Source organism: Microcoleus sp. MOSTC5, assembly GCF_036701825.1.
Classification (GTDB): Bacteria; Cyanobacteriota; Cyanobacteriia; order Cyanobacteriales; family Microcoleaceae; genus Microcoleus; species Microcoleus asticus.
The window spans coordinates 94,430-108,876 of sequence record NZ_JAUBRK010000001.1; the positions used below are offsets into that span (position 1 = coordinate 94,430).

Here is a 14,447-nt window from a genome sequence, read left to right on the forward strand (position 1 = left end):
TTGCTAAGTAGGCCAGAGGAAAAAAAACCATAGTATTTTGTAGAGGCGGGTTTAGTTAAGATCCCAAATACCAGGGAGTAGATGGCTGCAAAACCCTGCAATTAAAATTGCTAAGTAGGGCAGCGGAAAAAAACCATAGTATTTTGTAGAGGCGGGTTTAGTTAAGATCCCAAATACCAGGGAGTAGACGGCTGCAAAACCTGCCCTCCCTATGTAATGTTAATTTGTAGCCACCTACTTAGCGCGGGTAAAGTTTCATCAGTTCCCTCACCTGTTCGGCGTGATACGAACTGCGAGTTAAGGGAGAAGCGACAACTTGCAAGAATCCCAAAGATTCGCCAAACTTTCTCCAAGCATCAAACTGTTCTGGAGGCACAAAGTTTTCTACGTTCAAGTGCTTTTGAGTCGGTTGCAGGTACTGTCCAACTGTTAGAATATCGCAGCCGACAGCCCGCAAGTCTTCCATCGCCTCCCGAATTTCGGCGTCTGTTTCTCCGAGCCCCACCATGATGCCGGATTTGGTGTAAACCCCAGGTGCGAGTTCGCGGCTTCGCTGCAATAGTTCCAAGGTGCGATCGTACTTTCCTTGCGGCCGCACCTTGCGGTAAAGTCGCTTTACGGTTTCGGTATTGTGGTTGAGTACCTCTGGCCGGGCTGCGAGAATGATTTCTAAAGCCTGCCAGTTGCCGCACAAGTCGGGAATCAAAACTTCTATAGTTGTATCGGGCATCGCACAGCGCACTGCTTGAATGCACTCGACAAACTGAGACGCGCCCCCATCCGGCAAATCGTCCCGGTTGACAGAGGTAATCACGACGTGGTTGAGTTTGAGCCGCTGCACCGCTTGCGCCAATCTTTGGGGTTCTGTGGGATCTAAAGGTTGGGGCTTTTTCTCAAAATCGATGTCGCAGTAAGGACAGGCGCGGGTACAAGCCGGGCCCATAATCAAAAATGTGGCCGTACCTGCGTTGAAGCATTCGCCGATGTTCGGACACGAAGCCTCTTCGCAAACCGTATTCAGGGCTAAATCGCGCAAAATTTCTTTGACGTTGCCGACGCGCTCCCACTGGGGGGCTTTAACTCGCAACCACTGGGGCTTAACTGTCACGTCTGTCTCCGCCTGAGTAGTATTTTACAAATCATTATATACGAGCTTGGTAAATTTTAACTTGAATGTGATAAGCTTAAAATCTAGTGACTAATTTCGGGATGTAGCGCAGCTTGGTAGCGCACCTCGTTCGGGACGAGGGGGTCGCAGGTTCAAATCCTGTCATCCCGATTATAAAATCAAATTGGATATGCCCCAGCAAGTGAGCGTGTTTTGGGCGATCGTCCGGGTGTGTATATTTGTCGTACGCATAAATTAGTCGATGGGGCGATCGAGCGTGTTAATTTGCATTTGCTAAAAAATCAACTGTAGCGACGGTTTTGGCAGATGGAATTAGAGAATAAGGCGTAAAGAATCAGAGCAGCAATAGAGAGTAGAGAGCAAGTCTTTGCGTTCTCACTCTGTGAGGGTTTGGGACTGTGTTTAATATAAGACGTACTTGCTCAATGCTGAGAAATTTTGCTAAGGTTTGAAACCGAAGGCAAGTATACATACTGCAATAATTCTTAAATACAATTTTATTAAATTTTACATCTTCAGATACATGTATTAATAGATGAATGAGCTTATAATAAGATTTAATTGCTAGCTGTTCTCAAATTAACCCACAAACCGGAGGATATTCCAATGCAAAAAAGTGGCAAAGCCTTCGGCTCCTGCTCTAGCTGCGAAACACTACCCGCCAAAATAGAGGGAAGGGGAGGTCTATACCTGTGGTTTCCAGTATCGCACACCCTGAATAAAGTTATTTCTGCACTGACCAAGGCTCAACTTGAATTTCGGCTGTTAGAAGAGAGCAAGTGTTTGTACGTTATGCTTGAGGGAATAGCCAAAGAAAAGTTTAGCGCCCTAGCATCATCGGCGCTGACAACTCAAGAGTTGAAAAAGACAAAAGTTTTGTGGATGCGCGAAGTTGAACAGCCAAAACTTAGCGATTTTTATCGCAGCACTTCATTAGACTCTTTTATTGATTTTAGTAACTCTGATTGGCTGTTAGATTTATTGTCCGAAGAACGCATTACTACACATTTTCAGCCCATTGTTTATACCTCAGATACTTCTAAAATTTTTGCCCACGAAGCGCTGCTCCGAGGAATTGACGAGCAAGGAAACTTAATTTATCCGGGTCGGATTTTTGCCCAAGCAGAATCAGCAGGCCTAATTTTTCAACTAGATGTTTTAGCCCGGACTCGCGCTATCCGCGAAGCACATATTTACGATATCAAAGAACTACTTTTTATTAATTTTTCTCCCACTTCAGTTTACGATCCCGCTACGTGCCTGCGAAGAACCGTACAGGCTATTGATGAATCGGGAATTCCTCACAGCAATATTGTTTTTGAAGTAGCGGAATCTCAGCATCCTCCTGATATCGATCACTTGATTAATATTCTGAGTTTTTACCGAGAGGCGGGATTTTTAATTGCTTTGGACGATTTTGGCAGCGGTTCTTCTAATTTAAATTTGATGCACCAACTGCGTCCAGATTTTATTAAGTTGGATATGCAATTGATTCGCAACGTCCATCAAGATTATTATAAGGCGCTCATTACGGAAAAGATGTTAGAAATTGCCGCTCAATTAGAAATTAAAACTGTTGCTGAAGGTGTGGAAACTTTGGAGGAGTTTGAGTGGGTGCGGGAACGGGGAGCAACTTTTGTTCAAGGTTATTTGATTGCTAAGCCGACTTCTCCGCCGATCGCAGTTACCAGCTATATTGGTCCTGAACCAATACCTATGTCTGCTTAAATGGTTTTCAGTGGCAATTTGGCGCCACATTTGATTGTTTCCAGGCTCTGCCTGGGGACGCATATCTGGAGGCTCTGCCTCCATTAAAATGAGACAAGAGTTTGGAGGCAGAGCCTCCCGATCTTCATTACCAGGCTTTGCCTGGTAACGAGAATAACTAGCACTTTAAACGCTCAAATTGCGCCGCAGAAAGCTTTCTAGGGATTCCATTCTCATGCCGTAGATTGATTCCAAGTTTTGCACTTGTTCCGGAGTGCAGAAATACTCGTTACCCAGCAATACCCGCAAAGTTCCTAAGTCTTTTTGAGCTTGAGGATTCAATAAACCCAAGGCATTTCTCAAGCCGTCAAACACAACCAGCGGCGGGTTGATTACCATCGGTTCGCGATTGAATAAGCGTCCAAAAATGCGGGGAATGTCGTCTCTTGTCAGAACATCCGGGCCACCGACTCGCAGAATTTGGTTGCGGGCGCCTTCGACTGTTGGCGAGTCTGCGGCAATCTTTGCTAAGTCGTCGGTACTGACAACAGAGGTGCGGTTTTTGCCGTCGCCAATCAGCAGGTAAAGTCCGGTTTCTCGAAATCTTGCTGCTAGCGGTAACAAGCTGGAAGCAAAACCTGCTGGCCGCAAGATTGTATAATTCAAGCCGCTGTTTTGCAGGTATTTTTCTACTTCTCGCTTGGCTTTAAATACTGCGGAATCTTCGTATCCTCGATCGACTCCCAGTACCGAAACAAAGACAAAGTGCTGCACTCCTGCTTCTTTGGCGCAGTCGATCAATTCTATGTTAGCGCGGTAGTGTACTGCTTGAACGTCGCCGCCGGTGCCGTGGCTGCTGATGATGTACTGCACTCCTTGGCAGGCTTTTTTAATATCTTTGTCTTGTTTTAAGTCGCCGATAAAAATCTCGGCGCCTCGGTTTTCTAGTTCTGAGTAGCGAGATGCGAGGCGAACGAATGCGCGGACAGGCTTCTCTTGCTGTGTGATTTCTCGTACAATTCGGCGGCCTAGTGCGCCTGTTGCTCCGGTTACTAAGAACATGATTTTTAGTTGTTGGTTGTTACTTACATCTTGCACGTTTCTCAAGAACAGGCATCTTGCCTGTTCCACACAAACTGAATTTTATTGTGGGGTGGGCATCCTGCCCGCCCGTAAAATCCTTATTGAGAATGGTGCAATATCTCAGTTGCTATTAACCTTATAACTTATAAATCAAATTTCGACAATTACGGGGGCGTGGTCGCTGGGTTTAATTAATTTTCTGGGAGCAATGTCTATTGTACAGTTTTTTGCTTGTTCGTACAGGGGAAAGCTGAGATAATGGTGGTCTATTCTCCAGCCGTTGTTGCGCGGAAATGCGGCGGCGCGGTAGTCCCACCAGCTATAATGGCCGCCTTCTGATGTGAATTTGCGAAAGGGGTCGTTTAATCCTAATTCTATGATTTCTGTTAGTGCGAGGCGCTCGGGAACAGATAAGCCGACGGAGTTGGCATTGGCTTTGGGATTGTGGATATCTCGATCGTCCGGGACGATGTTGAAGTCGCCGCAAATGCACAATTTAGGGGATTTGTCTAGTGCTATTTTGAGGTATTCTTGCAGGAGTTTGAGCCACTTTAGTTTGTACTCATATTTCTCGCTGCCGACTTCGGAACCGTTGGGAACGTATACGCAAATAATGCAAATATCGTCGATTATTCCGGCGATTAGGCGTTTTTGTTCGTCAAAAATACCTGCCGTTTCGTCGCCGAGAATTGGGGCAAATCCGCTGCTGATTTGCTTTAGGGGCGAACTGCTGAGAATGGCGACGCCGTTGTAGGATTTTTGACCGGAAATGTAGCAGTTGTAGCCGAGGTTGATGAAGGGTTCTAGGGGGAAGTCTTTGTCGGTAACTTTAGTTTCTTGGAGGCAGATAACCTCTGGGGAGTTTGCTTGCAACCAGCTAGTAACGTGTTCTATGCGGGTGCGAATTGAGTTGACGTTCCAGGTAGCGATTTTCATTTTTTGTGTGTTATATACTCTCTGATTACTGGCCCGATCGTAAAGTGCGATCGCCCGTTTTGTTTGACTGTTTCAACTAATGACCGTCGTCCTAAAGATTGCATGACTTTCAAGAGTTCTGGCGGTGATAGTTGCAGGTTTTCTGGTATTTTTGAGATGTCGGCTGGTTCGGGGGTATTGGCTAGCCATGCGATCGCCTGTTGTTCGGATGCGGTTAGGCGATCGAAATGCTGGTGCAGGAGTGATTCTAAGTCTCCTAAGAATAGGGTATCATAGGAGAGGAATTCGGAAACGCTACCGCCGAATAAGTCTTGAATCAATGTGGCAACTATATTTAACCATAAGGGATTGCCTCGGTAAAGGTCGATCAGTTCTGACCATTTCTCGGGTTCTGCTAAACCTTTTTCTGTGAATATTTCTTGTGCTTCCGGGCCTAAACCGTTGAGTTGCAGAGATTTGCAGTGGCGGTTTTCGCCTTCTAAGGCGGCGATTTCTCTGGGTTTTTCCCAACTCAGGAGGATGAGGCAACTGTTGTGGGATGATTCTGTTATTTGTTTGAAGAATGCGCCGTAATTTTCATATCCAGGTTGGTAATTTCCTGCGAGTTGTTGCCTGCTGAAAATGGTTTGGATATCATCGAGGATGATGAGACAGCGGTGCGATCGCAAATATTCTAGTAGGGGCAATCCCCCCGTGGTTGCCCTTTTTTCTGGATAGGGGGCGGGCACGGGGGCACCGCCCCTACAGAATTTAATTAAGTCGGTTTGGAGCGATGCCAGGGGTGGAGAGTTGTGGAGACTTCGCCAAATGATGCGATCGAATTCGTGTTGAATTTGTGGGATTAGTTGGAGTGTAAGGGCGGTTTTGCCAATACCGGATCAGCCTAAGATGGTGATGAGGCGGGTGCGGCCCAAAATCCAGTTTTCGAGGGTGGTGAGCTCGGATGTGTGTGAACAATTTGAGAACCAAAGGCAAAAAATGATACAAGAGTGCTATGCAAAAGGTGGTGATAGTCTAATTTGTGATCGATAAGGTACTGGTAAAGCTGATTGCGATTATTTTCATTTTAGATGTTATTATCTCAATAGCGTAAAGCTAACTGAACTAATTTGGGGAATTATAAACTAATTGTAGTATGGAAAACTACCCTCTCTTTAGGGAAATTAGTTGCATGGAGACAGAATAGAAAATGGTAGTCCTGTAGAATACTAAGGGGAATACAAGATGGCTAGAGATATAGAAGCAATACGAACTAAATACAATGGAGTGATATTCAGATCCAGGTTGGAGGCTCAATGGGCTGTCTTCTGGGATGAGCTAGGAGTGAAATGGGAGTACGAACCACAGACATTTAAGTTTTCAGATGGAAAGCAATATATACCTGATTTTTGGATAGTTGATTTAGCTTTATGGGTCGAGATTAAGCCTAATTCAAAAATTGCACACGAAGAGGAAGCAAAATCGAAATGTTCACAATTAGCTTATGAAACTGGCGATCTAGTATACTTAGACCAGGGTGGATTCGCTTGGCCTATTTCTGAAGACTGGGCATACTCAAATGCATTTGTTGCAGGGGGGGCCGAGGTATACTCAGTTCTTTTTTTCTATATCACAGAGCCTGTTCAAGGAGATTTTATATATCACTCAGAAAACCATTATTGGGCTACCTGCCGTGAATGCGGAAAATTAGGGATTGCCAAACCACTACGAGAAGGTTACAGTATTAATTATATTTTTTCATGTGAGTGTTACACCCATCATCTTTCGCTAGATAGCAATTCTGAAATACTAATGGAAGCATACGATAAAGCATTAAGATATTGGAGCTAAAAAAAATCACAAGTTCCTATCATAGCTATATATATAAATTTCTCACTGTTAAAGCTAACCTGATGATTATTTAATCAAAAAACTGTTTTTATGGAAAGGCGATCGCCCTTACATCCCAATTTGTCAAAAAGCGCGATCGCCCTTACATCCCAACTTGTCCAAAAGCGCGTGAAGCGCAGCTATCCCGTAGGGAATCGCCCTTATATTATTTAGAGAAAAAACGACCGGAATAATATTTTTTCATCGATTCTTGAGAAATAATCCCATGACAAGATTCGTCTCTCGGCAAATCCCCTCTCGCTTCTAGCCAAGGCATTTCACTGCAAATCATTCGTTCCAAAGTTTCATCATCATACTCAAAATATGCCTCAGCAACTTCTTCGATAAATTGCCCAATTTTTTGGGGAAGTTTCGGTTGTTCGATTTTCTCTGTAATTGGTTCCCAACTAAATTGGCATTGATACTTTTCTAATAAATCAGGAATAACTGGCCCGTGAATCCAGGCTTGAAAATCTGCATCAAATAGTGGCTTGCCGTAAACTCCTAAATGCCAAGCTTGAGCGTAATACACGAGTTTTTGTAGCTTGTAGACATTGATTTCTACATGAGTTTGCGAGGCTAACCAAATGAAAGCATTTGCAATATCTCGATCGCTCAATTTGTCCGAATTAGCTGGAACCGCAACAACTTTCAGTTGACCTTCGCCTATCTGTTCCAATAGTTCAGAAACTGACAAGTTAAATTCTCCGGCAATTTGCTCAACTTTTTGCCAGACTGGAGAACTTACATTTATTTGATATTCAGTTGTTATTGAGGTAGCTTGAGTCATGGCAGTTCTTAGAGCTGACTTAAATAATTGTAGCAAACAGTGCCGAATAATGACCTAATAGCGATCGCCCTTACATCCCAAATTGTCAAAAAGCGCGTGAAGCGCAGCTATCCCGTAGGGAGTCGCCCCTACATGAATTATTCAAACTAACTCTGACACACTCAGCCGCCCTTCTACGGGTTCATACTCATCCTCTAAAAGCCAATACTGCGCCTCATCATAACTCTGACTAGAAAACACAACTTTATAACCCTCAGCCGGATCGTATATCCGACAATTTCCCTCAGCGTCACTTAGTAACAAAAGTAGATAAGGCGGTGAAAGATTTGGATCGATCCATACCTCTGTAAATTCCCAGTTATTCTTCACTAAATCGGCTTCGAGGCGTAACGTGGTATCGGTTTTCTGCATCAACTTTTATCTCTCCGTAGTAAAGTAAAAGACGGCTACCATCCGGGTCAACTCTATAACCAATTGATTCAGCAAAAAACATACCATAACGATCGTATCCCCGAATCGTACCTGTAAATTCTCCATCTTCTATTATGGCTTGAGCTACCTGATTCATAGTAGCCTCATCGTTAAAAATATGAGCAGCACGTCCTTTATTAAGCAGTCTTCTCATTTGTGGCGTCTCTGGCAAGTGTTTAGCAATGTGCCTGCTGTCAAGGGTGATTTGGCGATTAATTCCACTCATTAATTAATTACTGAGCATACAAGTATGATTAAATCATGCGATCGCCCTTACATCCCAATTTGTCAAAAAGCGCGGCGATTAAAGGGCGATCGGATATAACCCTCAACAAGACGGGGATGGAGGACACGGCAATGCCGTGTCCCTACCCCAAAATAATCCATCGCACTTTCAGGATGTAACCATCGCCAGATTAACAGTAGGGAAACGGCACAGCCGTGTCCTGATTTCGGCTACTCTTAGATATTGCAACTCATATCCCCAGATAATTGACTGAAACGCGCATTTTCTCGGTAGTCAACCGGACAGTCAATCACGCAAGGAACATCTTGAGCAAGGGCTTCTTTGAGGATGGGAATTAAATCAGTTGCAGATTCAACTCGATAGCCTTTTAAGCCCATACTTTCGGCAAATTTCACAAAGTCGGGATTGCCAAATTTGATGAAATCTGAATGACCAAAATAATCTTGCTGCTTCCATTCAATTAAGCCGTAACCGCCGTCATTAAAGATGAGTGTCACAAAATTAGTACCGACTCGCAAAGCAGTTTCTAATTCTTGGCAATTCATCATAAAGCCACCGTCTCCGGTGGCTGCTACTACTTTGCGATCGGGATAAACGAGTTTTGCAGCCACCGCACCCGGAATCGCAATTCCCATCGCCGCAAATCCGTTGGAAATCAAACAGGTATTCGGGCGATCGCAATGATAGTGCCGCGCGATCCACATTTTGTGAGCTCCCACATCAGATATAAGAATATCTTCCGGGCCCAAGACTTGCCGCAAATCGTAAATGAGTTTTTGCGGCTTGATCGGGAAACCGTCGTCGGCTGCATATTGTTCGTACCCAGCGCGAATATCCGCCCGCAATTGCTTAGCAAAAGGGTCTATTTTCTCCATGCGATCGGCACGCTGCAAAATTTCATTGAGGGAATCAGAAATATCCCCCACAACTTCTACCATAGGAATATAACTGCTGTCTATTTCTGCTGGCAGAGCTCCTATGTGAATAATCGGAATTTTACCGTCTGGATTCCACTTCTTCGGGGAATATTCAATCAAATCGTACCCAACAGCAATCACTAAATCCGTTTCTTCAAAAGCACAGCTAATGTAATCTCGTTTTTGCAATCCCGTCGTCCAAAGTGCCAAAGGATGAGTGTAAGGAATTACGCCTTTGCCCATGAAAGTATTAGCTACGGGAATATTCAATCGAGTAGCAAATTGTGTCAAAGCATCGCTGGCATTCGCGCGGATAGCGCCATTTCCTACTAATAGCAGAGGACTTTTTGCCTTGGAAATTGCCACAGCGGCTTTATTCAGGCTTTGGTAAGCGCCAAATGTTTTTTCGCGATTGTCTTTGGTTAGCGGATTTCCTTCGACAGCCATTGCTGCGATGTTTTCTGGCAAGTCAATGTGAACTGCTCCCGGCTTTTCACTTTGAGCTACTTTAAAGGCTTTGCGGACGATTTCTGGCGTCGTGCTGGGTCGGACAATTTGAGCGTTCCACTTAGTAACTGGCGCAAACATGGCAACCAAATCTAAATATTGGTGCGATTCTATGTGCATTCTGTCTGTGCCGACTTGTCCGGTAATTGCTACTAAAGGAGCGCCGTCTAAGTTAGCATCAGCAACTCCTGTCATTAAGTTAGTTGCGCCCGGCCCCAAGGTGGACAAACAAACGCCTGCTTTGCCGGTGAGGCGGCCGTAAACGTCGGCCATGAAGGCTGCGCCTTGTTCGTGGCGAGTAGTAATAAATTTAATTGAAGAGTTTCTCAGGGCTTCTAGAACTTCTAAATTTTCTTCTCCGGGAAGTCCGAAGACGTATTCTACGCCTTCGTTTTCTAAACATTTTACCAGTAGTTGAGCTGTGTTCATTTCCGTTTTTTCCTCTGTAAGTATGGATTTTTTGTCTTGGTTAAATGCTCGTAAAAATACTCGGTTAGTTTTTATTAACCGCAGATTAACGTAGACTAATTAATATTTTTACGAGCATAGTATCGACTTTTACTTATTTTACCCACACTGTTTTAATGTTGACAAATTCGTGCATTCCTTGGATGCTCAATTCGCGTCCGTAACCGGAGCGTTTGATGCCACCAAAGGGTAATCTGGGGTCTGATTTTACTAAGCCGTTGATGAATACGGCGCCTGCTTCTAGTTCGGAAATAAACCGATCACTCTCTGAGTTTACTGTAGTCCAAGCCGTCGCACCCAAGCCAAAAGATGTGCTGTTTGCGAGTTCGATCGCCTCATCGATGTCTGCAACCCGGAATACTAAAGCTACGGGGCCAAAAAACTCTTCTTGACGGGCAGCGGCATCCGGGGGAATATCTGCCAGAATAGTTGGCAAGTAGAAATTGCCGACATTCTCTGACAATGGGCGGCCGCCTGTCAGAAGTTTTGCTCCCGATTGGATGCAAGTTTGCACTTGATTGTCCAAGTCTTTGAGGATTGCGGGAGTAGCTAAAGGGCCGATATCGGTTTCGGGCAAAATCGGATCGCCTACTTTTAATTGCTCGATTTTTTCGACAAATCCTTTGATGAATTCGTCGGCGATATCTTCTGCTAAAATAAAGCGTTTGGCGGCGATGCAAGATTGACCGTTATTCAGCATCCGGGAGGTCACAGCAGTTGATAAAGCTGCTGCTAAATCAGCACTGGACATCACGATAAAAGGGTCGCTTCCTCCTAATTCCAGTACAACTTTTTTCAAGCTTTTGCCCGCATTTGCTGCTAAACTAGCACCTGCTGGTTCGCTGCCGGTGAGGGTGGCTGCTTTGATGCGATCGTCCGCAACTATCTTAGCTACCTTGTCCGAACCCACTAACAAAGTTTGAAAAACTCCTTCGGGAAAGCCAGCAAGCGCGAAAATTTCTTCGATTTTCAAAGCGCACTGAGGCACGTTGGAAGCGTGTTTTAGCAAGCCCACATTGCCCGCCATCAGCGCCGGCGCCGCAAACCGAAAAACTTGCCAAAATGGGAAATTCCAGGGCATGACGGCTAAAATAGCGCCCAGCGGTTGGTAGCGGACAAAGCTGCTGCTAGCGTCGGTGGTTGCCGGTACGTCTGCCATAAATTGAGCGGCATTTTTGGCGTAATAGCGGCAAACTAAGGCGCATTTTTCCACTTCGCCGATCGCAGATTTGAGCGTTTTCCCCATTTCCAGGGTCATCATTTCAGCGTAAATTTCGCGATCGCGCTCTAAAATGTCTGCGGCTTTCTGCATCCACAGAGATCGCTGCTCAAACGGCAGGTAGCGGTATTTGTTAAAAGCTTGCTGTGCTAATTCCAGCTTAGCTTCTATTTCCTCATCCGCGATCGCCTCGAAAGTTTTCAGCGTTTCTCCCGTTGCCGGGTTGATAGTAGCAATAGCCATCGTTTCCTCTCCTGTATGAAAAACACAAAACTCCCCTCTTGTTTTCAAGCTAGGCGGGGAGTTGTATCAATGTATTACAAAATGGGAATTTACCAGCCACGTTTTCAGGTCATGCCAATTGGCAAGTGTCGGGATTTGTTTAAACTCTCAACTTTTAATTATAGTGCAGAGTCTCGATCGCAAATCTTAAGAAAATTCGTTCTTCAACTGGCTCTCTTAATCTCGCGTTGTGCTGACTTCGTTTAAGTCTCAGCAGCGATTTCAAGATCCGAATCATCTCTTAAAGTCCCCCTTTTTAAGGGAGGTTTAGGAGGAGCGAGACTTCGATACAAAGTTAAAAATTAAAACAGACATCTTGCAGCATTCTCGCTTAACAGGCCCGAAGGCCTGTTCCACTATTATACATTTCTCAAGCCTTCTCCCTCAAACAGACTGTTCCTGAATGTAATCCTGCACGTAAGACTGATAGTAATACCTGCTGCCTTTATCGTTATTCGCCACCATTCCCAACAGCGGAATCCCCGCCATTTTCAAATCTTCAAAAGCCAACAACAGCGCCTCCCGCTCAGTTTGATTCAGACCCACTACCAGCATCAATCCGTTAGTGTGAGCCGCCAACAAATTCGCATCCGCCAAACCCAAAAGCGGTGCAGTATCGTAAATAACTAAGTCAAAATGACTTGACAAAGCTCCCATTAAATGCTGCATTTTTTTGGAAGAAAGCACCTTTGTGGGATCGAGAGGAACCGGGCCGGAAGTTAACACAAACAAATTTTCATCGCGGGGCGATCGCAAAATCAACTTTTCCACATCCACATCATCCGCGATCGCATTGTGCAGGCCTTGCCAATTCGGTAAACCCAGCATTTCGTGCACCTGCGGCCGCCGTAAATCCGCATCCACCAACAGCACTTGCTGGCCCATTGCAGCGGCCGCCCGCGCCAGATTTACTGCGACAGTAGACTTGCCGTCAGCTACTTGACAAGAAGTAATGACACAAGAATTGATCGGACTATCAACGTTTAGTAAGCGAATATTAGCATTGAGCGATCGAAAAGCTTCTTGAAAAGCATCTGTAGGCACCGGCGAACTTGCCACATCCAGCGGACTTGTCTCAGCAGGAGGAAGCCTCAAAATTTTATCGCTAGCAGGAATTACCCCCAACAAAGGCAGCCGAATCGAATGTTTGACATCCTCGGGAGTGTGGAACACCGTTTTATTGTTAAACCGTTCCGCCAACTGCGCCGCCAGCATACCGAACAGCAAACCAGCCAATCCCCCCAAAGCCAAATTCAAAGGCATAATTGGAGAAACAGCCATCAACTCGCCATTTTTGTAGCGCGGAATTTCCGGCTTAGCAATAATTTCCCAAGCCACCTCTTTTTTACCCACAGCTTCAAGCTGCAAAGCTTGTTGTTTTGCCAGCAAACCATTCAGCGTATTGTTAGTCAAATCCAACTCGCGCTGCAAATCGGAATAGCGCCGCAAAATCACAGGTAATCCTTGAGAGTATTGATTCAACTGCTTAGCAGCTTGTTCCAAAACTTGATTTCGCACGCCTAGCACCTGAATTAAATTAGCAGTACCGATAAACTGCTCGATTAACTTAATCCGCACCGGATCTTGAAAAGCCAGCACTTGCGAACTTACCTTAGCCAAATCAGTTCCCAGAACCTGTTGGGCTTCTTTCTTTAACAAAGGAATTAGGTTTTTTTGCTGTTCTCGCAACAATTGCATTTGCGGAGTTTGGTCTGTAAACGTAGCCGAGTTAATCGCAATTTGCCCTTCTAATTGCTGCAATTGAGTCAGCATCGCTTGATAGCGGGGAGCTTGACTCAGAGCCGAGGCCATCAGCGCTTGCTTCTGGTTCAGTCCGAGCTGATTTTGCAGATTGGAATAGAGCAATCTCTGCTGATTGAGCTGCGTTTGCGCGTCCAATCTTTGCGTTTGAAGTTGGCTGATTTGCTGCGCCAGTTGTTGGGTTTGAATTTGCGGGTCGATGAAATTGTACTGCTGCCGCAACTTTTGAATTTCTGTTTGCAGAGCTTGTTGGCGCTTTTGCTGGTTGGGAATTTGCGATTTTACAAAATCCAAAGTCTGACTAATTTGAGTTGTGGTATCTTGCACGCTGTAGTTGCGGTAGCCTAGCGCCACTTTCCCCAAAACAAACTGAATTTTTTTCGGGTCATAATCCCGATATCTAACTTCGATAATCTTGGTATTTTTGAACCGATTGATTGACAGCCGGGTTTCCTGAGAAAACGGCAAATTATCGGCTTTTTGGTTCAAGAGGTAGTTGTAATTTATTTCCGGATATTTAGCCTGCAACTGTTTAATAATCGGCGACATTACTTGCGGGCTTTGCAAAACTTGAATTTCCGATTCGTAGTCAAAACCGCCCTTTTCTGGCGTCGCGGGGGCCGCTGGTTGCAGTTTCAGCTCACCGGAGTATATTTTAGCTAAGGTATTTTGCGTAACTGCGGGTTCTACTAATAATTGAAAGCGCCCTTCGTACTCACTTTTTTGATTCAGCGTCCAGGCGAAAACCCCCGTGGTCACTGCCGCTGCTACGCCGATGACTAAAATGGAGCGGCTGCGGCAAACTTCCCAAAAACTTAACTCTTCTTCCTCTGTTTTGTCTATGCCTAAAAATTGCTCTTCTTCATAAAGCACGGAAGATATTTTTTGCATATCAGCGGCTTTTTTATGATTATTAAACAGTGCTATTTGAGATTTTTTCCCTGGTTTCATTTGATTTCTACAACTTATTAGTTTAAACGTCTGTACCGCTTGCGTAGTTTCAGGAACCCGGTTCATTCCTAGATATTTCGTTACCAAGCCGAAAAATTTTCTAGAAAACC

General features: G+C 44.9%; 13 protein-coding genes, 1 tRNA gene and 1 pseudogene. 5 read left to right on the top strand and 10 right to left on the bottom strand.

From position 1 onward, the window contains the following. Positions 1–238: 238 nt before the first annotated feature. Positions 239–1,114: pseudogene (lipA, locus tag QUA54_RS00440) on the bottom strand (lipoyl synthase); the annotation flags it as partial. A gap of 91 nt (positions 1,115–1,205) precedes the next feature. On the opposite strand from lipA, the gene QUA54_RS00445 reads away from it, so the two are divergent. After that, positions 1,206–1,279, top strand: a tRNA-Pro gene (locus tag QUA54_RS00445). Positions 1,280–1,735: 456 nt separating this feature from the next. After that, on the top strand, positions 1,736–2,857 hold the full coding sequence (locus tag QUA54_RS00450) for an EAL domain-containing protein (protein WP_333412407.1): 1,122 nt from the start codon (positions 1,736–1,738) through the stop codon (positions 2,855–2,857). Between the two features lie 165 nt (positions 2,858–3,022). Here QUA54_RS00450 and QUA54_RS00455 read toward each other — a convergent pair whose 3' ends face one another. The 3 genes from QUA54_RS00455 to QUA54_RS00465 form a co-directional block, all read right to left on the bottom strand. Then, positions 3,023–3,898, bottom strand: coding sequence for an SDR family oxidoreductase (locus QUA54_RS00455; protein WP_172184507.1), 876 nt, complete (start codon positions 3,896–3,898; stop codon positions 3,023–3,025). 171 nt (positions 3,899–4,069) lie between these two features. Next, a complete protein-coding gene (gene xth, locus QUA54_RS00460; RefSeq protein WP_333412410.1) occupies positions 4,070–4,855 on the bottom strand; it encodes an exodeoxyribonuclease III in 786 nt (261 codons plus the stop codon). Then, positions 4,852–5,583: a hypothetical protein gene (locus QUA54_RS00465; protein WP_333412411.1), complete on the bottom strand. Its 732-nt coding sequence runs from the start codon at positions 5,581–5,583 to the stop codon at positions 4,852–4,854. Before QUA54_RS00465 ends, xth begins: the two co-directional genes overlap by 4 nt. Positions 5,584–6,079: 496 nt before the next feature. Between QUA54_RS00465 and QUA54_RS00470 the strand changes: the two genes are divergently transcribed. Together QUA54_RS00470 and QUA54_RS00475 are read left to right on the top strand one after the other, a co-directional pair. Next, on the top strand, positions 6,080–6,685 hold the full coding sequence (locus tag QUA54_RS00470; RefSeq protein ID WP_333412413.1) for a hypothetical protein: 606 nt from the start codon (positions 6,080–6,082) through the stop codon (positions 6,683–6,685). Between the two features lie 90 nt (positions 6,686–6,775). Further along, on the top strand, positions 6,776–6,898 hold the full coding sequence (locus QUA54_RS00475) for a hypothetical protein (protein WP_333412415.1): 123 nt from the start codon (positions 6,776–6,778) through the stop codon (positions 6,896–6,898). Here QUA54_RS00475 and QUA54_RS00480 read toward each other — a convergent pair. The 3 genes from QUA54_RS00480 to QUA54_RS00490 form a co-directional block, all read right to left on the bottom strand. Continuing rightward, on the bottom strand, positions 6,891–7,514 hold the full coding sequence (locus QUA54_RS00480) for a type II toxin-antitoxin system antitoxin SocA domain-containing protein (RefSeq protein ID WP_333412417.1): 624 nt from the start codon (positions 7,512–7,514) through the stop codon (positions 6,891–6,893). The genes QUA54_RS00475 and QUA54_RS00480 overlap by 8 nt on opposite strands. 141 nt (positions 7,515–7,655) lie before the next feature. Further along, positions 7,656–7,883: a hypothetical protein gene (locus QUA54_RS00485; RefSeq protein ID WP_445250970.1), complete on the bottom strand. Its 228-nt coding sequence runs from the start codon at positions 7,881–7,883 to the stop codon at positions 7,656–7,658. After that, positions 7,873–8,211, bottom strand: a complete 339-nt coding sequence (locus tag QUA54_RS00490; protein WP_333412419.1) for a DUF6972 family protein — start codon at positions 8,209–8,211, stop codon at positions 7,873–7,875. The genes QUA54_RS00485 and QUA54_RS00490 overlap by 11 nt, the downstream gene beginning before the upstream one ends. A 35-nt stretch (positions 8,212–8,246) precedes the next feature. Between QUA54_RS00490 and QUA54_RS00495 the strand changes: the two genes are divergently transcribed. Further along, positions 8,247–8,390 carry a hypothetical protein gene (locus tag QUA54_RS00495; protein WP_333412421.1) on the top strand — a complete coding sequence of 48 codons (144 nt, stop codon included), beginning with the start codon at positions 8,247–8,249 and terminating at the stop codon, positions 8,388–8,390. A gap of 57 nt (positions 8,391–8,447) precedes the next feature. Here the strand turns inward: QUA54_RS00495 and QUA54_RS00500 are convergent, their stop codons facing one another. The 3 genes from QUA54_RS00500 to QUA54_RS00510 form a co-directional block, all read right to left on the bottom strand. Beyond that, a complete protein-coding gene (locus tag QUA54_RS00500; protein WP_445301515.1) occupies positions 8,448–10,085 on the bottom strand; it encodes an acetolactate synthase large subunit in 1,638 nt (545 codons plus the stop codon). Between the two features lie 133 nt (positions 10,086–10,218). Beyond that, positions 10,219–11,586, bottom strand: coding sequence for an NAD-dependent succinate-semialdehyde dehydrogenase (locus QUA54_RS00505; protein ID WP_333412423.1), 1,368 nt, complete (start codon positions 11,584–11,586; stop codon positions 10,219–10,221). Positions 11,587–12,009: 423 nt separating this feature from the next. Further along, the gene (locus QUA54_RS00510) at positions 12,010–14,337 is read right to left on the bottom strand and encodes a polysaccharide biosynthesis tyrosine autokinase (protein ID WP_333412425.1); all 2,328 of its coding nucleotides are present in this window, start codon (positions 14,335–14,337) and stop codon (positions 12,010–12,012) included. Positions 14,338–14,447: the final 110 nt, after the last annotated feature.